This window comes from Pseudomonas sp. NPDC012596 (genome assembly GCF_042902325.1).
Lineage (GTDB): Bacteria > Pseudomonadota > Gammaproteobacteria > Pseudomonadales > Pseudomonadaceae > Aquipseudomonas.
This window is the reverse complement of record NZ_JBIBEB010000029.1, coordinates 1-25,999: the sequence shown is the minus strand read 5'-3', so window position 1 is coordinate 25,999 and position 25,999 is coordinate 1. Positions and strand designations below refer to the sequence as shown.

24 protein-coding genes are annotated in these 25,999 nt (G+C 61.1%); 11 read left to right on the top strand and 13 right to left on the bottom strand.

Annotated elements, in window-relative coordinates:
* Positions 1-2: 2 nt before the first annotated feature.
* Complete coding sequence (locus ACFY68_RS25335) at positions 3-818, bottom strand: substrate-binding periplasmic protein (RefSeq protein ID WP_387533213.1); 816 nt, start codon at positions 816-818, stop codon at positions 3-5.
* Between the two features lie 149 nt (positions 819-967).
* Entirely contained in the window at positions 968-1,288 is a 321-nt protein-coding gene (locus ACFY68_RS25330; protein WP_346614349.1) for a hypothetical protein, read from the bottom strand.
* A 273-nt stretch (positions 1,289-1,561) separates the two neighbouring features.
* Here ACFY68_RS25330 and ACFY68_RS25325 point away from each other — a divergent pair, with 273 nt between their 5' ends.
* Positions 1,562-2,224 (top strand): TetR/AcrR family transcriptional regulator, encoded by a 663-nt coding sequence (locus tag ACFY68_RS25325; RefSeq protein WP_387533174.1) that lies wholly within the window; start codon positions 1,562-1,564, stop codon positions 2,222-2,224.
* 50 nt (positions 2,225-2,274) lie between these two features.
* Positions 2,275-3,789 carry an MDR family MFS transporter gene (locus ACFY68_RS25320; RefSeq protein WP_387533171.1) on the top strand — a complete coding sequence of 505 codons (1,515 nt, stop codon included), beginning with the start codon at positions 2,275-2,277 and terminating at the stop codon, positions 3,787-3,789.
* An 89-nt stretch (positions 3,790-3,878) separates the two neighbouring features.
* On the opposite strand, the gene ttdB is transcribed toward ACFY68_RS25320, so the two are convergent.
* Genes ttdB through ACFY68_RS25305 form a run of 3 tightly spaced genes read right to left on the bottom strand, consistent with a single transcriptional unit; the run spans position 3,879 to position 6,794 of the window.
* Positions 3,879-4,487, bottom strand: a complete 609-nt coding sequence (gene ttdB / locus ACFY68_RS25315) for a L(+)-tartrate dehydratase subunit beta (protein WP_346614413.1) — start codon at positions 4,485-4,487, stop codon at positions 3,879-3,881.
* A gap of 26 nt (positions 4,488-4,513) precedes the next feature.
* Complete coding sequence (gene ttdA / locus ACFY68_RS25310; protein WP_346614352.1) at positions 4,514-5,413, bottom strand: L(+)-tartrate dehydratase subunit alpha; 900 nt, start codon at positions 5,411-5,413, stop codon at positions 4,514-4,516.
* A gap of 49 nt (positions 5,414-5,462) precedes the next feature.
* Positions 5,463-6,794, bottom strand: coding sequence for a dicarboxylate/amino acid:cation symporter (locus tag ACFY68_RS25305; protein ID WP_346614353.1), 1,332 nt, complete (start codon positions 6,792-6,794; stop codon positions 5,463-5,465).
* 525 nt (positions 6,795-7,319) lie between these two features.
* Between ACFY68_RS25305 and icmH the strand changes: the two genes are divergently transcribed.
* From icmH to ACFY68_RS25275, 6 genes are all read left to right on the top strand, one after another.
* Positions 7,320-8,168, top strand: a complete 849-nt coding sequence (gene icmH, locus ACFY68_RS25300) for a type IVB secretion system protein IcmH/DotU (RefSeq protein WP_387533167.1) — start codon at positions 7,320-7,322, stop codon at positions 8,166-8,168.
* A 26-nt stretch (positions 8,169-8,194) separates the two neighbouring features.
* Positions 8,195-10,372, top strand: coding sequence for a type VI secretion system Vgr family protein (locus tag ACFY68_RS25295; protein WP_387533164.1), 2,178 nt, complete (start codon positions 8,195-8,197; stop codon positions 10,370-10,372).
* Entirely contained in the window at positions 10,369-11,250 is an 882-nt protein-coding gene (locus ACFY68_RS25290; protein ID WP_387533161.1) for a DUF4123 domain-containing protein, read from the top strand. Before ACFY68_RS25295 ends, ACFY68_RS25290 begins: the two co-directional genes overlap by 4 nt.
* Positions 11,251-11,259: 9 nt before the next feature.
* The gene (locus tag ACFY68_RS25285; RefSeq protein ID WP_387533158.1) at positions 11,260-13,923 is read left to right on the top strand and encodes a T6SS effector BTH_I2691 family protein; all 2,664 of its coding nucleotides are present in this window, start codon (positions 11,260-11,262) and stop codon (positions 13,921-13,923) included.
* Positions 13,923-15,056 carry a DUF6708 domain-containing protein gene (locus ACFY68_RS25280; protein WP_387533155.1) on the top strand — a complete coding sequence of 378 codons (1,134 nt, stop codon included), beginning with the start codon at positions 13,923-13,925 and terminating at the stop codon, positions 15,054-15,056. The genes ACFY68_RS25285 and ACFY68_RS25280 overlap by 1 nt, the downstream gene beginning before the upstream one ends.
* Positions 15,057-15,219: 163 nt before the next feature.
* A complete protein-coding gene (locus tag ACFY68_RS25275) occupies positions 15,220-16,359 on the top strand; it encodes a DUF6708 domain-containing protein (protein WP_387533152.1) in 1,140 nt (379 codons plus the stop codon).
* Between the two features lie 39 nt (positions 16,360-16,398).
* Here ACFY68_RS25275 and ACFY68_RS25270 read toward each other — a convergent pair whose 3' ends face one another.
* The 4 genes from ACFY68_RS25270 to ACFY68_RS25255 are packed head-to-tail and all read right to left on the bottom strand — an operon-like array spanning position 16,399 to position 20,143.
* On the bottom strand, positions 16,399-17,190 hold the full coding sequence (locus ACFY68_RS25270) for a sugar phosphate isomerase/epimerase family protein (protein WP_387533149.1): 792 nt from the start codon (positions 17,188-17,190) through the stop codon (positions 16,399-16,401).
* Positions 17,187-17,927, bottom strand: coding sequence for an SDR family NAD(P)-dependent oxidoreductase (locus ACFY68_RS25265; protein ID WP_387533146.1), 741 nt, complete (start codon positions 17,925-17,927; stop codon positions 17,187-17,189). Before ACFY68_RS25265 ends, ACFY68_RS25270 begins: the two co-directional genes overlap by 4 nt.
* On the bottom strand, positions 17,924-19,273 hold the full coding sequence (locus ACFY68_RS25260) for an MFS transporter (RefSeq protein ID WP_387533143.1): 1,350 nt from the start codon (positions 19,271-19,273) through the stop codon (positions 17,924-17,926). The genes ACFY68_RS25265 and ACFY68_RS25260 overlap by 4 nt, the downstream gene beginning before the upstream one ends.
* A gap of 42 nt (positions 19,274-19,315) precedes the next feature.
* A complete protein-coding gene (locus ACFY68_RS25255) occupies positions 19,316-20,143 on the bottom strand; it encodes an amidohydrolase family protein (protein WP_387533140.1) in 828 nt (275 codons plus the stop codon).
* A gap of 146 nt (positions 20,144-20,289) precedes the next feature.
* Here ACFY68_RS25255 and ACFY68_RS25250 point away from each other — a divergent pair, with 146 nt between their 5' ends.
* Positions 20,290-21,243: a LysR family transcriptional regulator gene (locus ACFY68_RS25250; RefSeq protein WP_387533137.1), complete on the top strand. Its 954-nt coding sequence runs from the start codon at positions 20,290-20,292 to the stop codon at positions 21,241-21,243.
* A gap of 96 nt (positions 21,244-21,339) precedes the next feature.
* Positions 21,340-22,041, top strand: a complete 702-nt coding sequence (locus ACFY68_RS25245) for a DUF3053 domain-containing protein (RefSeq protein WP_387533134.1) — start codon at positions 21,340-21,342, stop codon at positions 22,039-22,041.
* Between the two features lie 62 nt (positions 22,042-22,103).
* Here ACFY68_RS25245 and ACFY68_RS25240 read toward each other — a convergent pair whose 3' ends face one another.
* The gene (locus ACFY68_RS25240; RefSeq protein WP_346614363.1) at positions 22,104-22,583 is read right to left on the bottom strand and encodes an isochorismatase family protein; all 480 of its coding nucleotides are present in this window, start codon (positions 22,581-22,583) and stop codon (positions 22,104-22,106) included.
* Positions 22,584-22,817: 234 nt separating this feature from the next.
* Here ACFY68_RS25240 and ACFY68_RS25235 point away from each other — a divergent pair, with 234 nt between their 5' ends.
* A complete protein-coding gene (locus tag ACFY68_RS25235) occupies positions 22,818-23,216 on the top strand; it encodes a hypothetical protein (RefSeq protein ID WP_387533131.1) in 399 nt (132 codons plus the stop codon).
* 179 nt (positions 23,217-23,395) lie between these two features.
* Here ACFY68_RS25235 and ACFY68_RS25230 read toward each other — a convergent pair whose 3' ends face one another.
* The 3 genes from ACFY68_RS25230 to ACFY68_RS25220 are packed head-to-tail and all read right to left on the bottom strand — an operon-like array spanning position 23,396 to position 25,486.
* Positions 23,396-24,130: a DUF2063 domain-containing protein gene (locus ACFY68_RS25230; RefSeq protein ID WP_387533128.1), complete on the bottom strand. Its 735-nt coding sequence runs from the start codon at positions 24,128-24,130 to the stop codon at positions 23,396-23,398.
* Entirely contained in the window at positions 24,123-24,968 is an 846-nt protein-coding gene (locus tag ACFY68_RS25225) for a DUF692 domain-containing protein (RefSeq protein ID WP_387533125.1), read from the bottom strand. Before ACFY68_RS25225 ends, ACFY68_RS25230 begins: the two co-directional genes overlap by 8 nt.
* 53 nt (positions 24,969-25,021) lie before the next feature.
* On the bottom strand, positions 25,022-25,486 hold the full coding sequence (locus ACFY68_RS25220) for a hypothetical protein (RefSeq protein ID WP_346614369.1): 465 nt from the start codon (positions 25,484-25,486) through the stop codon (positions 25,022-25,024).
* Between the last annotated feature and the right edge of the window lie 513 nt (positions 25,487-25,999).

The following is a 25,999-nucleotide window of genomic DNA, read 5'->3' as shown; positions in this document are numbered from 1 at the left end:
CGTCAGTGCTGTACGCCCGCCTGCTCCTGCTGCCAGCGCTCAAGGTTTTTTTCCAACAACTGGCCGGGTAGCGGGCCGGAGGCGATTTCTTTCATTTTTTGCACCAGCTGTTCACGCAGCGCGGGCTGGTTGCAGGGTGAGTCATGGGACAGCGCCAGGTACAACCCTTCGCTGGACACCGGCGGTTCCAGCACCTTCAACTGCTTGTCCATGCCTAGCGTGCGCGCCAGCGCCATACCGGGGTACTGCTCGTAGATCACGTAGTCGTTGCGCTTGTGCAGCAGCTTTTCGAACGCCTGCCTGGCGCTGGGCACCGCTTCGAGCGTGAGGTTGGCGTTGGCGTAATCGTCGAATTTCTGGCCGTGGCTGTTGCTGACCAGGGTGCCGCCCGTCAGCCCCTTGAGGTCCGCCCAGCCGCGATAGGCAAAAGTTGCATCCTGGCGCACCCAGACAACGCTTGGGGTATGCAGAAACGGCGGGCTGATGAAGTCCATCTCCTGCAGGCGCGCCTGGGTCAGGAAGTAGCCCGCCAACAGGTCGATGCGGCCGGTGCGCACTTCTTCCTGCGCGCGCGACCACGGCCCGCCATAGCGCACGTCCACCTTGAGCCCCAGCGAATCACCCAGGTGCTTGAGCAAGTCGGCATTGGCGCCGATCAGCACCTGGGGGTTGTGCGGGTCGCGCCACAGGTAGGGGGGATATTCCGGATTGCCGGTCGCCGTCAATTGCCGACAACCCGCCTCCGCCACCGATAACTGCGGCAGCAGAAGCAGGCAAAGTGAAAGCAACCAGGACCGGCCAGACCCGCACTCGATCATCTCCACCCTCGGTGCATGCGGCCTTCGGCGGCCTGGCGTGGTCGCGAAAGGCTGCCACATCCTGTAGGCGCCTGCTGTACTGCTGGGCGCATGCCTTACACAGTCTGGCCCAGATTCAGCCAGCCGCCAGGGCTTTCAACCGGGTCGGTTCACGCGGGCATACGCGCCAGCGAACGCTTCGCTGCTGCCTGGAACACACCGCGCAGCGCCTTGACCTGCTCTTCCGACAGGGTATGGGCGCAGGTCAGGCCCTGCAGGAAGCCGATGCCCCAGTTCTTGGTCTGATCCAGCTGCTGACGGTTTTCGGCTTCAGCGATATCACCCAGGTGCAGCGCGGCATGGTGCTCATAACGGTCACCCAGCGCCAACTTGCGCAGTTCACCCAGTGCCACCTTGAATTCAGCGGCGGCAACATCGTCCAGGCCCAGGTGCTCATACTGAAGCAGGCTTAGACGGTCGGTGGCGGTCATCTTCGAATCTCCGTTTCTCAATAAATGGAGCAATTACATGAAATTACCAGCCATGCCTGAACGCATCCGGGTGCCAGGCGATAGTGGTGTCGTTATCAGGCCTGTATACCATAGGTGGTGCCTCTCGCCCTAGCGGTGTGCGCTGTCCGGTTGCCTGTGCGCGTGCGCTGCCGATTGCCGGCACACCTCTGGTCACCAACACTAAATTTAAATTGAATTTAACTTAAAACTGAACCACTCTTGTCGTACTTGATAGCCCCAGGAATCGAAGCCATGGCGACAACCCCGCGCGAACCCCGCAAGGATGGCGAAGCCACCCGCACCCGGATCCTTCAGGCCGCCGGCGAGCTGTTTGCTGCCGTGGGTTACGCCGAAGCCAGCAACAAGGCGGTAGCGGCCAAGGCCGAGGTCGACCTGGCCTCGATCAACTACCACTTTGGCAGCCGCAACGGCCTGTACCTGGCGGTGCTGGACGAAGCCCGTCGGCGCTTTCTGGATATTTCCGACCTGCAGCGCATTACCCTCGCCGAGCAGCCGGCAACCGACAAGCTGCGTGCCCTGGTCGAGCTGGTGGTGCGCAAGGCCACGCAAGGGCGCAACAACTGGCACCTGCGCGTGCTAGCCGCCGAGATCCTCGCCCCCAGCCCCCATGGCCAGGCCCATCTGCAGGCCGGTGCACCGATGAAGCTGGCACTGCTCAAAGGGCTGTTCAGCGAAATCACCGGCATCCCCCCGGAGCAGCCGGCCCTTACCCGCTGCATCCTGTGCGTGACGGCCCCCTGGGCCATGCTGCTGATCGGCCCCCGCGGCGCCTCCGGTGCGCTTCACGAGATTCTTGGCATGCCCGCCGACGAGGTCGCTGCCCATTTGTACAGCTTCGCCCTGGCAGGCCTGCAGGAAACCAGCCGCCTGTATGCCCAAGGCAAAGGCCACTGAGCGTGGCTAACCGCAACCCACAAGCGCACCCTCAGGTGCAAGGCGGCCCCATGCAACCGACCGCAGGCAACACCCCCGCGCTGGCCGAACCGCAGGCGCAGGCCTCCATCCCTTTGCTGCTGGGCGCGCTGATGCTGGTGATGTTCCTCGCCGCGCTCGACCAGACCATCGTGTCCACGGCGCTGCCCACCATTGTCAGTGACCTCGGCGGGCTACGCTGGCTGTCATGGGTGGTCACGGCATACTTGCTGGCCTCCACCGTGGTGGTGCCGCTGTATGGCAAGTTTGGTGACCTGTATGGCCGCAAGCGGGTGTTGCAGATCGCAATCGCCCTGTTCCTGCTGGGCTCGGCACTGTGCGGGCTGGCGCAGAACATGAGCCAGTTGATCCTGTTCCGTGCCTTGCAAGGCCTGGGCGGTGGCGGGCTGATGGTGGTCGCCATGGCCGCCATCGGCGACGTCATTCCACCGGCCGAGCGTGGGCGCTACCAAGGCCTGTTCGGCGGCGTGTTCGGCCTGGCGACCGTGGTCGGGCCGCTGATTGGCGGTTTTCTGGTCGAACACCTGTCCTGGCACTGGATCTTCTTCATCAACCTGCCACTGGGGCTGCTGGCGGTGGTGGTCATCGGCAGTGTGTTCCGCCCGCATGTCGCGCCGGTCAAGCACGTGGTCGACTACATCGGCGCGTTCTTTCTGACCGTACTGCTGGGCGCACTGGTGCTGATCACCAGCCTGGGTGGCAGCCTGTTGCCATGGGCCTCGCTCGATGTGCTGTGCCTGGCTTTGTTCGCCGTGATCGGCCTGGTCGGTTTCGTCTTCGAACAGCGCCGAGCCGCCGAGCCGATCATGCCGCTGCACCTGTTCCGCCACCGCACCTTCGTGCTAGCCGGGCTGATCGGCTTGATCGTCGGCGTGTCGCTGTTCGGTTCGGTGACCTTCCTGCCGCTGTACATGCAGGTAGTCAAGGAGGCTTCACCGACCAGCGCCGGCCTGCAGATGCTGCCGCTGATGGGCGGTTTGCTGGTGGTGTCGGCCATTACCGGGCGGCTGATCAGCCGTTGGGGGCGCTACCGCCTGTTCCCGATCCTCGGCACCTTGCTGCAGGTGATCGCCCTCGGCCTGCTGAGCCGGCTGGAGCTGGCTACGCCGATGTGGCAGATGAACATTTACATGGGCTTACTGGGCGCAGGGTTGGGCATGGTGATGCAGGTGTTGATCCTGGCCGTGCAAAACAGCGTCGACCGGCGCCACATGGGCGTGGCGACATCAGGCGCCACGCTGTTCCGCTCCATTGGCGGCTCGGTTGGCGTATCGGTGTTCGGCGCGTTGTTCTCGCGTGCCTTGCTGGATGGGCTGCCCGGCGACTTCGCCGTCAATGCCGGTGGGGCCGCCAGCCTGTCGCCAACGGCGGTGCACGCCCTGGCGGCGCCCCTGCAGCAGGCGTACCTGCAGGCGTTTTCCGGGGCCATGCATGGGGTGTTTCTGGTGGCAGCGGTGGTGACCTGTGTGGCATTCGGCTTGTCATGGCTGCTGCGCGAGGTGCCGTTGCGTACGGCTCAGGGGTGAGGTCGTGGTTGATGGCCCCTTCGCCGGCAAGCCGGCTCCCACGCAGGCCTGCCGTGGGAAGCGGCAAGCCGGCGATGGGGCCTGCACAGTCACTTGATGAACCGCACCTGGCTGTTGATCTTCTCGATCACCGCCCCCTTGCGTTCATTGAAGCGCGCCTTGTTCTGCTCGAACAGGTTATTGCCTTTGGTATCGATGGAGATGATCAATGGCCCGAACTCACGCACCCGGTTGACCCACAAGGTTTCCGGCATGCCCAGGTCCTGCCATTCAGCCCGTTCGATCTCCTCCACCTGGGTGGCCGCAAGCACCGCACAACCGCCCGGGAACACCGCATGCACGGCCTTGTTCTCCAGGCAGCCGGTGGTGGTTTCCGGGCCCATGCCGCCTTTGCCGACGATCAGTTTCACGCCGGTTTCTTCGATGAACTGCTTCTCGAACTTTTCCATGCGCATGCTGGTGGTCGGCCCGATGGACACCATCTCGAAGCTGCCATCGTCCTTCTTGCGCACGATCGGCCCGGCGTGGAAGATCGCCCCGCCGCGCAGGTCTACCGGCAGCTCGCGCTTGAGCTCGATCAGGCGGCGATGGGCAACGTCGCGGCAGGTGACCAGCTGGCCGGTCAGGTAGACCACGTCGCCAACGTTGAGGTCGGCCAGGTCTTCGTCTTTGATCGGCGTGCTGAGGATCTTTTTCACAGCGCCTTTGTTCACAGTGGTCGGGTTCACAGGACTACACCTTCGTGCGAGAGGATGTCATAGGAGAGGTCGGCGTTGATGCGGATCTTGCCGCGGCGGTGCGCCCAGCAACCGGTGGAAACCGCCACGCCGATGGTCGAAGGGTGGCGCGCCGAGGACTCGATGTTCACGCCCATGACGCTGCTGTTGCCGGTCAGCCCCTGCGGGCCGATGCCGATTTCGTTCAGGCCGTCTTCCAGCAGCTTTTCCATCATCGCCGCGCTTTCGTTGGGGTGGCTGGAGTCGACCGGGCGCAGGATGGCCCGCTTGGACAGGCGTGCAGCGGTTTCCACCGAGGTCGATACCCCGACACCGACCAGCAGCGGCGGGCAGGCGTTGACGCCGCGCGAGGTGATCACGTCGAACACGAACTCGGTCACGCCTTCGTAGCCCTGGCCCGGCATCAGAACCTTGGCCGACCCTGGCAAGGTGCAGCCGCCACCGGCCATGTAGACGTCGACGATGGCATGGTCGGCGTCGGGGATGATTTCCCAGTCCAGCCACGGGATCTTCGAGCCGGTGTTGGTACCGGTGTTCTTCTCGATGAAGGTCTCCACCGCGTTGTGGCGCAGGGGGCCCTTGATGGTCGCCTCGCGCGTGGCGTTTTCCAGAATGCCTTCAAGCTCGCCCAGCAACGGGAACCGCGCGCCGGCCGAGATGAAGTACTGGATCACACCGGTGTCCTGGCAACTGGGGCGGTCCAGTTTGTCTGCGTATTCCTGGTTGTCGGCCATCGAGTCGTACACCGCGATGGCCAGCGGGTTGGTTTCGGCGGCGCGCAGCTTGGCGGTCTTTTCCTTGACGTCCTTGGGCAGGCGCTTGCCGATGTAGGCGGTGAACTTGGCCATCACGTCGGTAAGCGATGACACGGCTGTTTCTTTATCCACGGGTTATCTCCTCAGGGCATTGCAAGGCGGGTCGTTCTTGTTGTTGGGTTCAGGCGCGGGTGGGGGTCGTCGCAGCCTGTACTACGGGGGTGGGCAACGTGCTTTTGTCGGCCTCCGGCTCGGCCTGGCCATCCAGCACCTGCGCCATGCGGGTGCTGTCCAGCGCGCCGACCCACTTGGCGATGGCCATGGTGCCGACCGCGTTACCGATGGTGTTGGTGATGGCGCGGGCTTCGGACATGAAGCGGTCGACGCCCAGCAGCAGGACCATGCCGGCCACGGGAATGTTGTCCATGGTCGCCAGGGTGGCGGCCAAGGTAATGAAACCCGAGCCGGTGACGCCCGCCGAGCCCTTGGAGGTGAGCAGCAGCACGCCCAGTACGATCAGTTGGTCCATCAAGGTCAGCGGCGTGTTGGTAGCCTGGGCGATGAAAATGGCCGCCATGGTGTAGTAGATGCACTGGCCATCGGGGTTGAAAGTCAGGCCAGACGGGATCACCAGGCCCACCACGGGCTTGGACACACCCACCTTCTCCAGCTTGTTCATCAACTGCGGCACCACCGACTCGGACGAACTGGTGCCCAGCACGGTGAACAGCTCTTCACGCAGGTACTTGAGGAATTTCCACAGGCTGAAGCCCGACAGGCGCGCGATGGTGCCCAGGATGATCACCACGAACAGGAAGCACGTCAGGTACATGGTCGCCATCAGCTTGCCCAGCGACACGATCGACCCCAGGCCATACTTGCCCACGGTAAAGGCCATGGCGCCACAGGCCGCCAATGGCGCGACGCGCATGACCAGGCCGACGATGTAGAACATGCCGTGGGAAAACGACTCGAGCACATCGACCACCGGCTTGCCGCGCTCGCCCAGGTTGGCCAGCGCGATGCCCAGCAGGGTCGAGAACAGCAGGATCTGCAAAATTTCATTCTTGGCGAACGCGTCGACCACGCTGCCGGGGATCACATGCAGAAGAAAATCGGTGAACCCGCCCGAACCATTGGCTGCGGCGGCCGTGTAGCTGGAGATGGCCTGGGCGTCGAGGGTGGCAGGGTCGACGTTCATGCCCTGCCCCGGCTGCACCAGGTTGACCACCACCAGGCCCAGCACCAGGGCGAAGGTCGACAGCACTTCGAAGTAGATCAACGCCCGCACACCGACGCGGCCGAGTTCCTTCATGTTCTCCATCTTGGCGATGCCCAGCACCACCGTGGCGAAGATGATCGGCGCGAAGACCATCTTGATCAGCTTGATGAACGCATCACCCAGCGGTTTCATGTCGGCACCGACCTGCGGCCAGAACACGCCGACCAGGATGCCCAGCGTCACGCCTATCAGCACTTGTACATACAGTTTGCCTATCAATCGCTTGGCCATTGCCGTCTCCGAATTATTGTTGTGGTCGGATGAATGTGGCGGCTGGGCCAACGGTTGCGTGCAGGCAGGACGCGCGTTAGCCCAGGTAACGTGTGGTTGTCACGTGGGCTAACGGTAAGGGGTTTTCTGCAGTGCGGTAATACAGTTGGATTCACCTCATTCTTTACCTGAGGTTAATACTGAAACCACGGTGACTAGGGCGCGGGTGCCAGGTCATTCCTTTAGGCGAGAGGCATGTGCAGCAAGCCCGGACTCAGAGGCAGGTAAGGCCCCCATACAACAAATATCAATTTACATTTTTTGACTCGACCTCCTACTTGCCATGGCGCATCTTTTTATTAGTTGAATCCCAACAACTTCACCACATTGATTATCGAGGAAAGTTACTTGTAGGAAACATCTTACAAAAACCCAATTAGTCGCACACCGTAAAACCTCATACAGCAATTAGAGCCGCTCGCCAGTTACCTTACATCTACAAAGTAAAACCAAGGCATGTACGCTGTGCCTTTGCGAGCCAAATTGATGGCGAAACCTCAAGGTACCCATTGCATGGCCAACAATAGATTATTGACGCAACTTGAAGGAACCCTGAAAGCAAAAGGTGGGGCGTCTGCACATACCAACCCCGACATCCTGGACTGTGATAAACCCGCTAGCTACCCAGCGGACCCGGACTTCCAACTACGTGGTGGCTTTGCCAACCAGATGCTTGATGCTGCCTCGCCATTGTTCGGACTGGTGATGCGCCTGCGCACACTGGATGCACTGCCCAACATCGTTCAGGTGCACAAGCAGGTACGCTCCAAAATCGACAATATCCTTGAGGAAATGCGCCAGCACGGCTATGAGCCCGGCCATCTGTCGGCTTATTCGTACACCCTGTGTTTGTACATCGACGAAGCTGTAATGGAGCGTCCATGGGGCAAGAACTGTTGTTGGAGCCACGAGTCACTGCTCAGCATCTTCCACCAGGAAACCAGGGGTGGGGAAAAATTCTTCACGATCCTTGCGCGCCTGAGTCAGGAGCCTGAACGCTATCAGGACGTACTGGAGTTCATGTACTTCTGCCTGTGCCTCGGTTTGAAGGGTAAATACGCTCTCGACCCAAGAGGCGAAGAAATAATCAACACCCATATCCATCATCTCCACGCAGTCATCCGACAATTGCGAGGCCCCACACCGCAAGAAGTGTGTGATCCCTATACCAATGTGGCGCCTCGTAATTTCCGCATCAAACGACCATGGCCTTGGTGGAGTCCGCTGGTGATTTCCGCCCTGGCGATGGTGGCCGTCTACAGCTATTACAGCTACCGCCTGAGCCTGATTACCGCAGAAGTCCTCGAATCCCTCGACCTCATTTTGCAGCAGTAACTGCATGACTGCTTCCAGGAGGAACCGTGCCTAGCCAATCCGATCTGCGTTACACCTTTCAGCCGCTTGTGGGCGATGGCGAATTCGATGTGGTGTCGTTCACGCTCAAAGAGGAACTGAGCCAGCCATTCACGCTGACGCTGGAATTGGTCAGTTTCGAGCACGTTGCAAACTTCGGTCACCTGCTCGACAAACCTGTGCTGTTCACCATCTGGCGTGGCGAGCGTCCGGTGCGGTATGTGCACGGCCTGGTCAGCAGCTTCACTCAAGGCGATACCGGCTTTCATCGTACGCGTTACAAAGCACTCGTCGAGCCGCAACTGGCCCGGGCTCGCCTGCGCTCCAACTGGCGCATCTTCCAGCACAAAACGGCCAGGCAGATTCTTGAGCTGATGCTCGAACGCCAAGGCATCACCCAGTACCAATTTGGTGCGGTCTTCGATTACCCCGCTCGGGAGTTCTGCGTCCAGGCCGGTGAAACCGACCTGGATTTCATGGCCCGCCTGGCGGGCGAAGAAGGCATGGTCTACCGGTTCGAGCACACAGAAAAGCACCACACCCTGATCATCACCGGTCAGGTCCGGACCTTGGGTACCATAAAGGTGATCACCGACGATGACGATGACGAAGGCTTCGTCGACGACGATGCCCCTGCGAATGCCTACACCGTGCTGTACACACCAAACAGCGGCGGCTATCAGGCCAAGCCGTGCCTGCGTCGTTTCCACTACAGCGAACACGTCCGCACAGCGCGCCAGGTCCAACGCGACCACACCTTCACCAACCCCGAATACCGCCAGCAGCATGCCGCCACCGGTGCTCACCTCGAGCACCAGTCCAAGGCTTACGAACGCTTCGATTACCCCGGCCGCTACAAGCGCGACGCGGTGGGCAAGCCCTTCACCGAAACCCGCATCACGGGTTTGCGCCATGACGCACGCGTTGCAGAGGTCGAAGGCGATGACGAACGTTTGCAACCCGGCCTGAGTTTCAACCTCATCAACCACGAGCGTGACGATCTCAACGTGCACTGGCGGGTGAAAAGCGTGGTCCACGAAGGCATCCAGTACACCAGCCTGGAGGAAGAAGCCGCCGATGCCCAGCAGGGCACCCATTACCAGCAGAGGGCGGTGCTGGTACCCGGCCAGGTGGAATGGCGACCAGCACCACTGCCCAAGCCGCGCATCGATGGCCCACACATGGCCACCGTGGTCGGTCCGCCCGGCGAAGAGATCTATTGCGACGAGTGGGGCCGGGTCAAGGTCAGCTTCCCCTGGGACCGGGAAAGCGAGAACAACGAGTTCAGTTCCTGCTGGGTGCGCGTGTCGCAGGGTTGGGCCGGTGGAAGCTGGGGCTCGATGGCCATCCCGCGCATCGGCCAGGACGTGATCATCCAGTACGTCAACGCCGACCCGGACCAACCGATGATCACCGGGCGCACCTACTGCGGTAACCAGTTGCCGCCGTACGACCTGCCCGCCCACAAGACGCGCATGACCATCAAGAGCCAGACCCACAAGGGCACAGGCTTCAATGAGCTGCGCTTCGAGGATGAGCTGGGCATACAAGAGGTGTTCATTCATGCCGAGCGGGACCAGAACAATGTGGTCAAGCACAATGAGACCACGCAGGTTGGTAACGACCGCAGTGAACGCGTGGTCCGCGACGAAACCATCGCCATTGGCCAGGACCGACGGGAGACCGTAGCTCGCGATGAGTCGGTCGAAATTGGTATAGATCGCCTGCATACGATTGGCAATGACGACAGCCTGACCATCGGCCGAACTCATACCATCGTCACGGGCCAGGACCGCATCGAAACCGTTGGCAATCACCGCCAGGACATCACCAAAGCCAACCACTCGGTGGAAATTGGCGGCCATCAGCAACAGGTCGTGGCCGGCCACAGTGCCCTGCAAACGGGAGAGGCGATTCGGCATACCACGAAGACGTATGACATCCAGGTCAGCGAAAGCCTGACCATAAAGAGCCCGGCTGGACTGATACGGCTCGACGGCTCCGGGATCACCCTGGATGGCGTAGCACTTACGTTCAGAGGGCCCGTCGCTCAGCATGCGAAGGGCGGCCAGCATACGACATCGACCTACGGAGTTCCTGAACCGGGAGAGCCTGTTTGCCTAAGTTGCCTGCTCAAGGCGATTGCCGAAGGCCACAACATGGTTCGCATGGAGGGCGCACGATGAGCCACGGCCCCTTCGTTGATGCATTGGTCAAGGTGCTGCGGCAATCTGACCGGTATCGGCTCAGTGCCATAGTCGAAATGGCTAACCTCTCGCCAGACACCCGCAAGGAGCTTACGACCTTCTACGCAGGGCGCAGCTGGCCGCTGCTGCAGCAAGCGCAGCTCAGCAATCTGCGTGAAGTCGGCCCCTGGTTGATCTGCTCGCGGCCAGGCTCAGGCGTGCCGGCCCAGTACGATTTTCAGTGGCAGCTCGAGCAAGGTGCAATGGGCGCTGTAGTTGGCTGGATTATCAGCGCGCTACCGCAGGAACACCTTGCGCAACACCTCAGCCACGGCAACATTGTCAACGGCCCCGACGGGCAGTCATACCTGCTGCGCTATCACACGACCGCCGCGCTGCGAGCGCTCGATACACACCGTAATCTGCCCGGCGTCAGCGAATGGCTAACGCCCATCCATAGCTGGTGGGTGCCAGTAGCGAACCCGCATCAAAAATTATGGCTACGGATTGCAGGTGGTGATCGCCAGCAGGCTGATCACCCTACCACCATCACGCTCGATGAGGCTTGCTGGACCGCACTGGCCGGCGACCCACTAAGTTATCAACTCGCCGAAATGCTCAAGCATGACCAATCCTGCCCGACGTTGGCCGTCGGCTGCCACGGTACGCGCCTTGGAATGATCCAGCACTACCTGGCTCAGGCGCGTGAACAGGGCCTGAGTCGCAGAGAGGACCTCACCACTTATGTAGTAATGATGGCTCGCAACGGCGATCAGCTCAGCAAGACGGCGGCCTGGCAAGACGCCCTTGCTGCCACGCGTGACCAGCAATCCTACCTGACCGACAACGCGCAGACCTACCTGCGCTCCATGGTTTGAGCCCCCTCCATGAACTCACTCAGCGAAACTCTCGACCTATGCAAACGCATCAATGCCGCCTACCAACCTGCGCTGCACAACAGCCCTGTCGCCGCCTGTACCCGTCGCTTCGAACTGCTGCCTCTGCGTTACGCCGCAGTCGGTGGCAACCCGGCCCAACGCGCTCGATTGCCACAACTGCCCGCGCACCTGAATCCCTTTCAAGCCCTCGATGAACTCGAGCACTCAAGCTACGCCATCCGCCCGCTGCGTGAGGGCTTTCTGTACTTGCTGATCAAACGCCACAGTGCACAAGCGTATGAATGGCATAGCCAATACCGGGTAGCGCCAAACGGTTCGTTACAGTTCATTGACGCCGAAGCGCCCTGGGCGGCTGCACCCAGCGCGGCCAGCCTGGAGGACATGCTGCGTGGCTTCGGCTGGACCATTACCCTGTATGACCTGGACGATATCCAGGAACTGCGCCCACTCTTCACCCCATCACCGCTGACGCCGTGCATGCTCGACAACTACCGGTTGCTTGAAACCGAATACCGCAGCAGCCTGCCAGCCATCCACATCGAGCAGTTCATTCAGCCCGCTGATGCACCGCCGCAAGACCACGTGCTGAGACACGATCAACTGAGCTGGGTGGCCGACTTCAAGGCCCAGGAAGATGCGCAGCTCAAAGCGTTGCTGGACCTGCAACCGTTCAACAGCGGCCAGATCGTGTCGCCCCACGCTTCGCGGCAAGCGCTGGCGCCTGCCGCCAATCAGAGCAAACCCCGTGGCGCCGCCATCGTGATCGAAGATGCCATTGGGATCACTCAGGAGCTCAATGCATGGCGCAACGCAGCCATAGATGATGTGAAAACCCAGTGGCTACAGCGTACGGTCGAGTCCGATGTGGACAACGAACGCAAACTGCTGGTCGCGCAATCCTTTCTGGAAATTGAAAAGCTCTACCCACAAATGGTGGCGGACGAAATCGTCAAACGCCAGGTGATGGCCGAGACCATTCGTAACCAACCAGCCACCCATGTCGAGTTCTATGCGTTTTCCGAGCGGGCCCGGAAGGAAGCGGACGAACACGATGCGCGTATCAAACCCCACCTGCAGCAGTTCGAGCGTGAAACCCGAGCCAAGGTGCAGGCAAGGCAGGACGCGGGTGAGTTCAAGGCCAAGTTCGACGAGAAGTACGGGCAACTGGTCGACCGGCAAGCCATGCATGATCAGTTACAACGCTTCGAAGAGACCCTGCAGCAAGCCCAGCAGGCGGCCGAACAACGTGCCCGTGATCATCTGGTCTGGCTCACCAGCGAACATCTGCTGCAGGCGCTGGACCGCTATGACAACGCCGACCTGATCAATGGCTTGGCTTTCGCCGAGCAAACCGGTCAGTGCGTGATCGGCCTGGAATTGAGCGCACTGGGCAACGCCCTGCTCGATCACTGGTGGCGCAGCGATCTGCAGGACCGGTCAAACCTGGTGATACGCGGCATTACCTATAACCAGGATGATATTCGCGATGAATTGACGGCGTTGCGTGAAGCGGCGAAAGCGCTACCGCCCTCGCAGGCTTCACTGGCATTGCCGGAGTCGATCGCCAAGCAAGCACACGCAGCAGCCAACGCGTTTGGACGCATGAATACCCTGTATGAACAGCTGCAGACCCAAAGCAGCACCGCCAGTATCGGGTTGTACGGTTGGTATGTAGTGCTGGGACGACAAGTGCTGCGCACAGCGGCCCCCAACAGCGTGGACCGCGCACTGCATCATGGATTGCGCCTGACGCTGTTTGCTTCGGTTCACCATTCGGCATTGGATGTACGACTGAGTGAAGCTGCACGGACTGGCGAGGAACTGAACCCCCAGCGCAGTGCCGGACAAGTCACACGTTATCTGGATCAGGCTTGGGCCGAAGGGCTGATGCAGGCCAACAACAACGACTTTTACAAGGTCAGGGCTTCAGCATTGATCTGTTTGCTGGAAGGAATGCTGATGGCGCTCAAGGCCCAGCAACTGCCTGACAGTGACGCCCGAGTGAAAACCGAGCTGCTGGCCATGGCCATGACCACGGCGGCAGCGGGGTTTGAAATTGGGGCCAGTTATGTGGATCAGGTCATCACGCGGTATGGGGCGAATAGCGTGACCGGGAGAGGGGCGGTGATCGCTTTGGGGCGGTTAAAACTGTGGGGTGCCGGACTGGCGGGCGTCGGGGGATTAGTTTTGGCATGGTGGGATTTCACTGATGCGGCAGCACTAGTTGAAGAGAGTTTGGGACAATCATCTAGAGGCAGAAGTAGGATCCTAGGAACAGCCTACGGTATTCGGGGCGTTGCGGTCTTGACATTGTCGATAGCGGAGCTAGGGACTGCGATCGCGATCGCAAAACCATTTTTTGATTACTTGGCGCAAAGTAGCCAAAGTAGGTACTCAAGGATTTTAGCGGGTCGCATGAGTGCTCTCGCAAAAAAACTTGGAACAAAGGCAGCGCAAACAATTCTTACGCGACTGATAGTTGGGGGCTTCTGGGTCGGACTTGTCATTACGGCAGTAGTATTGATACTTGAGGATGATGCTTTAGAAAAATGGTGCAAACGAAGCACGTATAGAATAGACAAAAGAAGTAAGCCCTACAGCGTAGCTGAGGAATTCACAAGCCTTTACTCCGCCATTGCGCAGGTGAAATAATGTATTTGATCGAATGGGGACTATGGAAGCTTTGCACTGAATCAGAGGTCGAACGCAGTGCAACAGAAGCAGAAACCAATTCAGACAAACACATCAGCGATGTTTATGAGACCGAGCTGGATGAAGAGATGCATTTCAAACGGGTGAGTAAAAGCCCGCGCACACGTGGCCCAGTATTCGCTATAAATGATACATTTCTAGAAATGCGTTGCGGCGCCTCCGAGGAGAAACGAGGGTTAATCACAATTGCAACGCTAGGCGGCATATTGCCTATGTTGCTCACAATCACATTTGGAGCGATCGCCTTCCTATACCTAGACATCAAAGATCCCTCCGCGATATCGTTCACCTCTGCCTTGACAACAATAGTCATGACATTACTTGACATTACATTAATTTATCTTTACTTTCGATACGGCTTCCAACTCACTCGGCTGGAAATATTCACCAGCCGCCACCTACTTATCCGCTTTAATCGAAAAACCCAGCAAGTTCATCTCCATCGCCCCCAATACTGCGGAGGCATTGTCACATTACCGTGGAAATCAACGGGAAGCACCGCAACCTATCCCGAAGATGACTCACTGAGCCATGGCATGAGGTTAGGGTTGGTTTGGCATCCGAGCCGAACGGGCCTGCCGCATATGGAATCGGCGCTGCTTGGCAAACAGGGCCAAGGGGGTAGCGAACTGCGTGATGAATGGGAATTCATCCGCCGCTACATGGAGGAAGGCCCCGACGCCATTCCTCGCCCTCGCCTGAGCACTCAACTCCCTTCTCCGATCCAGGCATTCAGCGCTCAGTTCGAAGGCATGAGTCGTTTCTTGCGCAACAGCAGTTGGCTGTTCAAAGTCATCCTGCTGATGGTTTGGCCTGCGTTCGTCATCCTCGGCACCGCGCACTGGGTCAGCCTAATGCTGTGTTGGCGGCCTCGTTGGCCCAAAGTCATCCGCGAAGCCGGCCTGCCCGGCAAGCCTGTCCCGCCCTTGACGACCTTGGCCGACTATCCACCAGATGTGCAAGAACGCCTGCTCGCCAATGCCGACCGCTGGCAACTCAAGCCAGGAAAGCGCCCGGAGAAAGAGCCCCGCAGCCCTCACGCCCGAAGCGCTAAAAATGAGGCTAGGAGCTGATGAACTGCAGCACTCCGCGGGGAATAAAGCAACGTCCTATCTTTGACGGCACGAGTGGGTGGAGCAACTTTCGCATTTCGCTTTCACCTCACAGATCAGGGCCACGCAGGAGCTCTCTGATCGAAATCCAAAGAGCATTTCTAGCTTTGAGAGAGGGCGTGTGATGTACCTCATCGAATGGAACTGGTGGAAAATGCAGACAACGTCCGCCAACTCACGCGAAGAATCAGAGGAGATGAAGTTACCTCAAGGCAGGCTCACGGGGAACGATTGGTATGAAAGTGATCTGGAAGATGTCCACTTTCGAGGTGTCAGTACAAAACCCAACCCACCTACTCCCCTTTTTAAATTCAATAACACCTACATGGAGATTCGCTGCGGAGGCTCTGAGGAAAAACGCGGACTCATCACAATCATGACCTTGGGCGGAATATGCCCAATGATATACACCATAAACCTCATGGCAATCGGATTTGCGTACTTAGATCTCACCGAACCACATTTAAGCTCGGTAGCGACCATTCTTCTCACCCTATTTATGATTGCACTAAGCTCAACCATAAACTACCTATACATTAGATATGGATTCCAGATCACTCGACTGGAGGCATTCACAAGTCGCCACTTGCTCATCCGCTTTAATCGAAAAAATCAACAAGTCTATCTCCATCGACCAAAATCTTGCGGAGGCATCGTCACCCTTCCCTGGCGAACCACCGGCAGCAGCGCCGTAAACCACAGAGACGACCATGCAAGCTTGGGCATGCGCCAGATTCTTCACTGGCACCCCGCGCTGACTGGCCTGCCGCATTGCGAAATGGCAATGATCGGTAACCAAGGTAATGGCGGCAGCGAATTGCGTGATCAATGGGAATTCATCCGCCGCTATATGGAGGAAGGCCCCGACGCCGTTCCTCGTCCACGCCTGAGTACTCAACTCCCCTCTCCCATCCAGGCATTCAGCGCTCAGTTCGAAGGCATGAGTCGTTTCTTGCGCAACAGCAGTTGGCTGTTCAAAGTCATCCTGCTGATGGTTTGGCCTGCGTTCGTCATCCTCGGCACCGCGCACTGGGTAAGCCTAATGCTGTGCTGGCGGCCTCGTTGGCCAAAAGTCATCCGCGAAGCCGGCCTGCCCGGCAAGCCTGTCCCGCCCTTGACGACCTTGGCCGACTATCCACCAGATGTGCAAGAACGCCTGCTCGCCAATGCCGACCGCTGGCAACTCAAGCCAGGAAAGCGCCCGGATAAAAAGCCCCGCAGCCCTCGCGCCCGAAGCGCTAAAAAAGATGCCAGCAGCGTATGACTGCGGCTGCACGCGAGGAATCAAGCGGCGGTCCGAGGGTCACAGGCACGCGAGACAGGCGTGAGTTGCTTCACTTGCCGCTTGCAATCGCCGCTCCCCATGGAGCAGCAATGAAGGCGTCTCCACACTCACCGCCACACCCACCGGCAACGCCTCCAGCAACGCCACCAACGGCAGTTGCCCCTGCCCCGGCAACAACCGCCCCTCACGGGCCTCCTGGATGATCAGTGCTTCAACCGGTGCCTGCAGCGGTGCATCGCACAGTTGAACGGCCCGCAGGTAATGCGGGTTCACCTGGGCAATCGCTGCCACGTCCCCACCCGAACGGAACAGGTGCAGCGCATCCACCAGCACCGCGCTGTTGCCCTGCCCGGCGGCCGTCAACACGGCCAGCGCTTGCTGCAACGTCGCCACCGGCCGCCAGCGCATGAACTCGAGGTCCACGCGCAGGCCATGCACCTTGGCCAGTTCACACAGCGCCGCGAAGTTGTGCACAAGCCGCACGCTGTCTTCGTCATCGCCGGAAACGGTAAGGCTCACCGCCCCCAACTCGGCACCGGCCGCCAGCAACGCTTCGCATTCGGCAATGCGCACCTGCGGCGTCAGCGAGACGAATTCGATGTCGGCAACGCTGACGCCCTCACCTGCCATCACCGTCTTCAGCTCACGGAGCGCTTCACTGCCCACGGCCAGCGGGTACGCCTGCGCCCCCGGCATCACCGGGTGCAGGCGCAGGCCCACCGAGCTGAAGCCGGCGCGGCCGGCCTCACGCACCAGGGCCTGCGGGGCAAGGTCCAGCGCTGTCAGGTGGGCAACCCCCAGCGGCCTCAATAGGTCGCCCTCCCGCCACTGAGGTCGAACACAAAGCCGGTGGTGAAGCTGCATTCCGGCCCGGCGATCCAGGCCACCATGTTGGCAATCTCTTGCGCCTTGAGGAAGCGCCCCATGGGGATCTTGGCCTTGCTCGCAGCAATGTGCTCGGCGGTCATTTCGGCCATCAGTGGGGTTTCGACCATGGCTGGCGCGATGCAGTTGAGCAGCACGCCATCCTGCGCCAGCTCTTTGGCCGCGGCCTTGGTGAAGGCAATCACACCCGCCTTGGCAGCGGAGTACCCCGAGATGAACTGCACACCGTCCTTGCCTGCCATCGAGGCGATATTGACGATACGCCCATAGCCACGCTCGCGCATGTGCGGGATGGCTGTGCGGCAGCAGTAGAAGACGCCATTCAGGTCGATGGCCATGACCTTGTCCCAGGCTTCTGGCGGGTACTCCCAGGACGGCACTACCGGGCCATTGATGCCAGCATTGTTGACCAGGATCTCAACCGGCCCCACACGCTCCAGCACGTCAGCGAACGCTGCCTCGACCGAGGCCAGCGAGGCAACATCCACAGCCTGGCGCAGCACCGGCTCGAAGCCACTCCCTGCGCTGTCCCAACCGTCGACCGCAAGGTCCCAGATCACCACCTGGGCGCCTGCGGCATGCAAGCGTTGGGCGATGGCCAGGCCGATGCCGCGCATGCCACCGGTGACGATTGCAGTTTGCCCTTGCAGGGATTGGCTCATTGTTCAGCTCCTTTTTCGACACAGGGAATATCCGGCAGGCGACGCAGGTCGCGCACCATGAACAGGTAGCACAGCGCACCGAGCGCCGTGATCGAAGACACAAAGACCAGCGCCCAGACAAACGAGCCAGTGGCGCTGACGATCAGGCCGATGGTCAGCGGGGTGACGATGCCGGCGGCGTTGGCGAACAGGTTGAACAAGCCGCCACTCAAGCCCAGCAGGCCCTTGGGCGCGATGTCGGACACGATCATCCAGGCCAGCGCCGACATGCCCTGGGCGAAATACGCCACGCAGAGGATGGCGATCACCAGCACGTCGGACTCGACATAGTTGGCAAGGACGATCACCGAAGCGGTCAGCAGGCCGGCAATCACCGGTAGCTTGCGCGCCACGTTCAGCGAGTAGCCGCGGCGCAACAGCGCATCGGACAGCCAGCCGCCCACCAGCGTACCCAGCGAGGCGGCGATAAAGGGCAATACGGCAACCCAGCCGACCTTCAGCCAGGGCATGTGCCGCTCGGTCACCAGGTAAGTCGGGAACCAGGTGAGGAAAAACACGTTGGTCGAGTTGCAGGCGAACTGCCCCAGGCAGATGCCGAGCATGTTGCGGTGCTTGAGCAGCGCCGGGATCTGCGACCAGCGGAACACCGTGGCCTTCTGCCCGCCATCGACCACGCCACCGCCGGCGGCGATGTAGTCCAGTTCGGCTTGGTTGGCTGTCTTGGACTGGTGCGGCTCGTGGTACTTGCGCCACCACACCAGGCCGTACAGCACCCCCATCACGCCGACCGCCATCAACAGAAAACGCCAGCCATAGGCGTGCAACACCCAGAACAGCAGCGGCGTGAGGAACGCCAGGCCCGTGTACTCGGCAAAGGTGTAGATGCCGGTCGCCCTGGCGCGCTCGCTTTGCGGGAACCAGGTCGCCACCACGCGGCTGTTGGTAGGGAAGCACGGCGCTTCGGTCACACCCACCAGAAAGCGCATGCCCAGCAAGGACAGAAAGCCCTGGGCCAAACCCTGCAGGCCGGTGAACAGCGACCACAGGGTCAGGGCCAGCCAGTAGGTTAGTTTGGTGCCGAGCCTGTCGATCAGGATGCCGCCGGGAATTTGCGCAGCCGCATACGTCCACGAAAACGCCGAAAAAATCAGGCCCATCATCGCCGCGTTCAGGCCCAGGTCGGCGCTGATGCTCGGGGCAGCAATGCCCATCACGCTGCGGTCAAGGTAGTTGATCATGGTGCCGCCAGAAATCAGCGCCAGGATCATGAAGCGGGTGCGGGTGCGTTGTTGCAGGCGTGCGGGCGTGTCGAACACCCCGGCGCCGATAGGCTGATCAGCGTTCATGACGGTTGCTCTCTTGTTATTGGAATGGCAAATGCGCAGGGGTCAGGCGAAGCCGAACAGGCGCCTGGGGGTGTCCCACATGATGGTGCGGCGCAGGTGCGGGTCCGGCATCAAACGTTCGGCCAGCTTCAGCAAGGGGCCGTAGTCCACCCGCGTGCGCTGGCGAATGAACGGCCAGTCGGAGCCCCACACGCAGGCCTGCGGGCCGAAGGCGTTGATCAGCTCATGCACGTAGGCGCGGCTCTGCTCGTGCAGGGCGTCGGCAGCAGCGAACTTCTGCATGCCTGATAGCTTCACGCAGACCCGCCCATGCCGGGCCAGCCTGAGCAAGGCCTGGAAACCGGCCTGATGAATACCGGCGGCCGCGTCCGGGCGCCCGCAGTGGTCGATCAGTACCCGCACCGCGCTGCGCTCGATCAGGCCGAGCAGTTCGAGCAACTGGTCTTCGCAGACCTGCACCTGGGCAAACAGGCCAAGCTCGGCCAGCTTGCCGAACAGCGGCTCGACGTCTCGCAGGCTGGCCACGCCATACAACGCTGGGTTGAATGCGACGCCGACCACGCCCTGCTCCTGCAGCGCGGCCAGTTGTTCAAGGCTGATCTGGCGGTCGACCACCGCCACGCCGCGGAAGCGCCCCTGGCCGCTGGCCAGGGCGTGCAACAGGCAACGGTTGTCGGTGTGGTAGCCGCTATTGGGGCCCACCAGCAAGGCATGGCGCACGCCATAGGCGTCCATCACCTGGTTGAACTGCTCCAGCGGCGCAACCTCCTGCCCCGAGGGGGCATAGGGGGCATCGGGGTGATATGCAAAGCGTGCAGGGTCAAACAAATGGTTATGGCAATCGATCTTCGGTTCGTCAAAGATGTTCAAAGGCGGCTCCTCCAAGCGTCACTGCGCTTGCCTGCAGATCTTGTTATTGTTCGCCACCAGGGCGATTTGCCTAGGCTCAAGATACTGCGGGCGCCGCCACGGCGCTCATACACAGATGGCCAAGACCATAACCGAAGGTAATACTCATGCTCCCCGGCCAAGCAGGCGCCGACGCCAGCAACATGGTGTTCAAATTGCGCCATATGGAAGTGTTCCGTGCCGTCATGCTGACCGGCTCGATCAGTGCCGCGGCAAAAATGCTGTATGTCTCGCAACCGGCGGTGAGCAAGTTGATTGGCTACATCGAGGGGCGCCTGGCTTACCGCCTGTTCGAGCGCATCAACAACCGCCTGGTGCCCACCGCCGAGGCGCAGATCCTGTTCCGTGAGGTCGAGCGGGTGTACCAGGCGGCACTGCAGGTCAATGAGACCGCGCTGTCGCTGGCCTCCGGTACCCACCGCAAGCTGCGCATTTCCTGCAGCGCGTCGTTGTCGACGGTGATCATCCCGATTGCCCTGGCGCAGCTCAAACGTGAGGCGCCAGCGCTGCACATCGAATGGCAGACCTCATTGATGGGCGAGATGCCCAACCAGATCCTGTCGAAAAAGGTCGACCTGTCGATCGCCGCCCTGCCGGTGGTCCACGATCACCTGCACTCGCAGGCCTTCATGCGGGGGCGCATGGTGGCGGTGATGCCCGCCTCCCATGAGCTGGCCCAGCAACCCTCACTGGCCTTGCAACAACTTCAGGGCCACGCGCTGTTGCTGTTCCGCCCGGACATGCCGTTCGGCAAGCTGCTGGCGGATGAAATCGCCCAGCGTGGGTTGCAACTGGATTCGTTGCTGTCGTTTACCAATGCCAACGAAGCCGTGGCGCTGGTCAAGCAAGGCATGGGCATTACCCTGATCGACGAATTCGTCGCACAGGACAGCGGCCTCGCCGTGGTGCCGCTGGCCGAGGAGATTCATTTCGATATCAGCTTCGTCTACTCGCGCTTCGAGCCACCGTCGCAGGCGGCGCTGCACCTGATGCGGGTGCTGTACGCACAAGCCCAGAAGCTTGGGCGCGGCATCGAGGGTTTCGAGCTGCCTATGGCCTAGTGTTGGATCCCAACGCAGAAACCACTATTCTTCTCCCGCCACGCCGTGCGCGATGCCCGGGTGGCGCGTCCCTTACCCTTCAGGAGATTCACCGACATGAATGTCACGTTCCGCCCCCGCTGGCTGCTTGCCCTCGCCCTGCCCCTCGCCCTCGCCGCCTGCGGTGACAACGAACCCAAACAACGCACTGCGTTCAGCGAGTTCCTGCAAACCCGTATCGTCGATAAGCCAGGCGTTCACGTGCCTAAGCTGACCCCGGACGAAACCCAGGCGTTTGGCCCCTACACCGAGCACTACGCGGTCATCACTGACTTCAACGGCGCCATGGATGCCGCCGTCAAACCGCTGGGCAACCTGTTGCAAAAAGGCGCAGTGCGCTCGTTGAATGATGTCACCGCGCGCCGTGACGACATCAAGGCGGTGCAAACCGGCCTCAACGACATGGGTACCCAACTGCAGGCGCAAAAAGCCAAGGCAGACAGCGCCCACGCCCAGCTCAAACAGCCAGAAGACCTCAAGGTGGTGTACGACAAAGCCTTCGAGCGTACCGTCAGCGTTCCGGCCGATACCTTCCTGGCCGTACTGCCGCAGATCAGCGGCACCCTCGACAGCAGCCTGAAAATCGCCGACTACGTGGACGCGAACAAGGCAAAAATCGAAATCAACGGCGCGATCGTGAAGGTTTCAGACCCGAAAGTTCAAGCCGAGCTGAATGCCATGCTGGCGGACCTGAACACCCAGGCCAAGACGGTGCAACAGGCACAGACACAGCTGAAAACCGTGATGCTTGGCCGCTAAAAACCGCACAAGGCAATCTGCCCATGCCGGCCACTGAGTCAGTGACCGGCGCGCAGCGGTAGTCAGCTGGCGAGTTCGGCCAGCACCTCGGCGCGGGTAGTGACATTGCCGAAGTGGTGTTTCCACAACTCGATGCCCATCTTGCCTGAGCGATCGAGGGAAGAGCCCACCGTCAGGTCAGTGATCAACGTGGGCGTCAGCCCCGCATCGAACAGCGCGAAGCCTGCGGCCAGCACGCAGGTTTCGGTCTGCAGCCCGCAGACCAGCACGCGCTCGACGCCCAGCTGGCGGATGTACTCAAGGGTCTCGGCAGTCTGCCCATAACCGTGTTTGATGAATACCTTGTCGGCTTCGACCAGGCTCTCGTCCTCAGCGGCAGGGTGCCAGCCCAGCTGCCGCTCGAAAGGCGTCACCTGCTCGTCATGCAATTCGACCGAGGCGATGGTCGGGATCGTCGCGGACAACGCACGCACGCCATCGACCAGCCACTCCGGCGGGCTGAAGGTGGACTGGACATCGACGATTAACAAGACCTGCCGCATGAACTTCTCCCGGGCGCTGGCAAAGGCGCCAAGTATACCGTTCCCGGCGTGCATTGAGGGCATTGCGCCAGCCGCCGCCATGGCAGCCTTGCCATTTAAGTAACGGTTTTCCCGAACTTTTTCCGCTTTGCTGGTCTATGTGATCAGGCACATGCAGTGCGCCAGGCAGCCTTCAGGCTGGCCCGCGAACGCATGGCCCAACGCCCCAATATCCAGCAGAGGTTGTCTTCGCTCATGAAAATCCATGTCCCCCGGATAGTGCTCCTCGGCCTGTTCGCGTTCGCGGCAATGGGCTCGGCATCCGCTACACCGATGAAGGCGCCAACGCCTGTTCACACCTCCGACGCCATGCCTGTGCAAGCCCATGCCGAGGATGCCGACAACCCCTGGCCGAGCCTGGCGAGCGTGGCTGCACAGCAGCCCGCCACGCTATTGGCGCATGATGACCGTTATCGCCACGACGGCTACCGGCATGACCGTCGCGACGACTGGCGCCGCGAAAACTGGCGCCGTGAGCAATGGCGCCGCGAGCAGGCGCGGCGCGAGGCCGAACGCCGCCGCGAATGGCAGCGCCACCATGACCGGGCCGCGCACCACCGCTACGAGGCCGACCACCACTACTACCGCCGCTGAGCGAAGCTACGCCCTGCCCAACCACAACCCAGTGCCGTCATGCTGAGCATCAGGGCAGCACCGCCGCTCCCTGACCGAGCCCCCGGCCTCAATCAATCCTGTAGGAGCGGGCTTGCCCGCGATCCAGGGCAACGCCCTGGCCAACCACCGCGGTGCCTGCTCCGCGGGCAAGCCCGCCCCTACAACGCCGTGCCCAGCACCACGCCTTCGGATTTAAGGCCGACCAACAGCGCCAAGCCGTGAGCTTCAACGAAGTCTGGCGCTACGCCACTATGTTCTGCCAATGCTGCAAAGTGCTCGCGGCCACTGAGCGGCTGCTGTTGCAACGACACCAGTAACGCGTGGGCCAGCGGCGCCAAGCGGGAGAAGTGCACCTCGTGGTCGGCGCCTCGACGGGCCAGCAACCGTGTGGGTTCGATGGGTGCCTGTAGAGGAATGTTGCCCGGCCCAATTTGGCTGACCGGCCAAACGTAGGCCAGCGGCACCGCCAGGCTGGACAGCAACGGTACCCCCTCGAGCAGGTCACCGCCGGGGTCATGCGCAGGTTCGGTATTTTCGCCGAGCAACAACACCGTCTCGATCCACTCGTAATGAGCCAGCTCAGCCACCCAGCCCGGCAGATCCTCCCTGGTTTGCAGGTGGTCGACCAGCTCGCCAGCCACCTCGGTGAACAACGGTGTCTGGCAGCGGTGGCTTGCGTAGAAACCTTCGGTCAGCGCCTGCCACTGGTCGGAGGTGAGGGTCGCATGCAGCACCGGAAAGCTGCCTGACAGCAACGACTTCATGTTGCCAAAGAACAGCTGCCGATAAACCGCCAGGCGCCGTTCCTCAATGCCTGGCGGCGGCGCGTTGGCCTGCGGGTCGCGGATGAAGCGGGCCATGCGCAGCTGCTGCTCGCGCAATGTCTCAGCCATGGCGCACCTCTGGCGTTTGCGCGGCAGTTTGCAGATCGCAAATGTAATCTACCTCGATGAGCAACTCAGGCAGCGGTGGCAGGTTGAAGTCACGCTCCAGCAGGGTCGGTACGCTCCCCAAATTCTGGTAGGCGCTCGCCAGCAGGCGCCAGACATCGGCCTTCACGCTTGCGCCGTGGGTATCGATCTTCAGGTCCGGCGCTTCGTCGTAATGCCCGGCCACGTGCAGGCAAACCACCCGCTCGGCCGGCACCCCGGCGACGAAGTCGGCAGCGTCATAACGGTGGTTGCAGGCATTGACGATCACATTGTTGATGTCCAGCAGCAGGTCGCAGTCGGCCTCGTCGAGGACCGCGCGGAGGAAGTCGATTTCGCTCATTGCCTGGTAGGGCGCTGCATAGTAGGAGATGTTTTCCACCGCGATGCGCCGGCCAAGGGCATCCTGCACTTCACGAATACGCGCGGCCGTGTGGCGCACCGCTTCGTCGGTGAAGGGCATGGGGATCAGATCGTAGAGGTGACCGTCATCGGCGCAGTAGCTCAGGTGTTCGCTGAACAGCGGCACGTTGTAACGGTCGAGGAAACCGCGAATCTGCCGCACAAAGCCATGGTCCAGCGGCGCGGGGCCGCCGAGTGACAGCGAAAGGCCGTGGCAGGCCAGCGGATAGCGCTCGGCCAGGCGTGCCAGGCCCTCGCCAAAAGTGCCGCCAACGCCGATCCAGTTATCGGGGGCACATTCGAGGAAGTCCACGGCACCCGTGCTCATGGTCAGCAATTCAGGCAACAGCGCGCGACGCAGGCCAAGGCCGGCACCTTGCAGGGACGGGGAACGACTCATGGCGTACTCCTGGAGGCAAAGCACCCTCCCGCTGGGAGGGTGCCGGGTGACGGTCAGTTCCTGGCCTGGCTCAACTTGCTGTACAGATCGGAAGGGAACGGCTTGCCGTTTGCGTCGAACTGGTGCTTGCGAAATTGATAAACCTCAGCCTCGGACAGGTAGCCGTCGTGGTTGGCATCGATAGCGTCGAACTCCGCGTTGGCCCCCGGCGCCACCGCCAGCAGCTCGGCGCGCGATACCTGGCCGTCGTGGTCGGCATCGGTGCGGGCGAACGAGGCATCACCGCACTTGCCTTCGCCGCATTTACCCTCCGCCTGGGTGGCTTTGCCCTTGGCGCCGCTGGCGCCGCACTTGCCCTCGCCACATTTGCCCTCGCCGGCCTTTTCAGCGGCGGCGAGCTGGTAGCCCTGGGGCAACGCTTCGACAGCAAAGGCCGATGCGGCCAGGTTCATACCGCCGACCAGGGCAATGCTCAGCAGGCCAAGGCGGGTTTTGTTGGGGCGCTGGATACGGGTCATGGGGTTTCTCCATCAGGTAATGCCACAAGGGCGCAAGAGCCAGAACAAGCAGCGGTTTGGGCTGTTCGTTCGGGTTGGCCCATTTAGCCGTCGGCATGTATCCATGGCGTATCTGCACCGGCAGGGATTTGTAAGCGAGTGGTCGAAGCACGCGCCTTGATACACAGTGATACATGCACCATGGCAGCGATGGAACTCAGAATGATCGGCGGCATCATCCAACCACCGGACTTGACCACTCCCACACAGTAAACGCCCCTTTGGAAAGGGCCGCCGCGCTATACGCGCGCAGGGGCCTCATCTGCCGAAGGTCAGGGAATTGGCGTGCAGAGCTGGGAGATGTACGCCAGACATTTTCAGCGTCTGTGAGATCGAACGCCGCCCGCGCGGCGCTTCGCTAAGCGCTTGCCTTGAGACTTTCAGCGCCCTTGAGATCGAGCGCCGCCCGCGCGGCGCTTCGCGGGGCAAGCCCGCTCCCACATTTGTTGCAACGTGCCATGGCCTGATAGGCCA

Coding starts and splice junctions, on each gene's coding strand:
- ACFY68_RS25335 (WP_387533213.1), bottom strand. CDS start 818: ATGATCGAGTGCGGGTCTGGCCGGTCCTGGTTGCTTTCACTTTGCCTG.
- ACFY68_RS25330 (WP_346614349.1), bottom strand. CDS start 1,288: ATGACCGCCACCGACCGTCTAAGCCTGCTTCAGTATGAGCACCTGGGC.
- ACFY68_RS25325 (WP_387533174.1), top strand. CDS start 1,562: ATGGCGACAACCCCGCGCGAACCCCGCAAGGATGGCGAAGCCACCCGC.
- ACFY68_RS25320 (WP_387533171.1), top strand. CDS start 2,275: ATGCAACCGACCGCAGGCAACACCCCCGCGCTGGCCGAACCGCAGGCG.
- ACFY68_RS25305 (WP_346614353.1), bottom strand. CDS start 6,794: ATGGCCAAGCGATTGATAGGCAAACTGTATGTACAAGTGCTGATAGGC.
- icmH (WP_387533167.1), top strand. CDS start 7,320: ATGGCGAAACCTCAAGGTACCCATTGCATGGCCAACAATAGATTATTG.
- ACFY68_RS25290 (WP_387533161.1), top strand. CDS start 10,369: ATGAGCCACGGCCCCTTCGTTGATGCATTGGTCAAGGTGCTGCGGCAA.
- ACFY68_RS25285 (WP_387533158.1), top strand. CDS start 11,260: ATGAACTCACTCAGCGAAACTCTCGACCTATGCAAACGCATCAATGCC.
- ACFY68_RS25280 (WP_387533155.1), top strand. CDS start 13,923: ATGTATTTGATCGAATGGGGACTATGGAAGCTTTGCACTGAATCAGAG.
- ACFY68_RS25275 (WP_387533152.1), top strand. CDS start 15,220: ATGTACCTCATCGAATGGAACTGGTGGAAAATGCAGACAACGTCCGCC.
- ACFY68_RS25265 (WP_387533146.1), bottom strand. CDS start 17,927: ATGAGCCAATCCCTGCAAGGGCAAACTGCAATCGTCACCGGTGGCATG.
- ACFY68_RS25260 (WP_387533143.1), bottom strand. CDS start 19,273: ATGAACGCTGATCAGCCTATCGGCGCCGGGGTGTTCGACACGCCCGCA.
- ACFY68_RS25250 (WP_387533137.1), top strand. CDS start 20,290: ATGCTCCCCGGCCAAGCAGGCGCCGACGCCAGCAACATGGTGTTCAAA.
- ACFY68_RS25245 (WP_387533134.1), top strand. CDS start 21,340: ATGAATGTCACGTTCCGCCCCCGCTGGCTGCTTGCCCTCGCCCTGCCC.
- ACFY68_RS25240 (WP_346614363.1), bottom strand. CDS start 22,583: ATGCGGCAGGTCTTGTTAATCGTCGATGTCCAGTCCACCTTCAGCCCG.
- ACFY68_RS25235 (WP_387533131.1), top strand. CDS start 22,818: ATGAAAATCCATGTCCCCCGGATAGTGCTCCTCGGCCTGTTCGCGTTC.
- ACFY68_RS25230 (WP_387533128.1), bottom strand. CDS start 24,130: ATGGCTGAGACATTGCGCGAGCAGCAGCTGCGCATGGCCCGCTTCATC.
- ACFY68_RS25225 (WP_387533125.1), bottom strand. CDS start 24,968: ATGAGTCGTTCCCCGTCCCTGCAAGGTGCCGGCCTTGGCCTGCGTCGC.
- ACFY68_RS25220 (WP_346614369.1), bottom strand. CDS start 25,486: ATGACCCGTATCCAGCGCCCCAACAAAACCCGCCTTGGCCTGCTGAGC.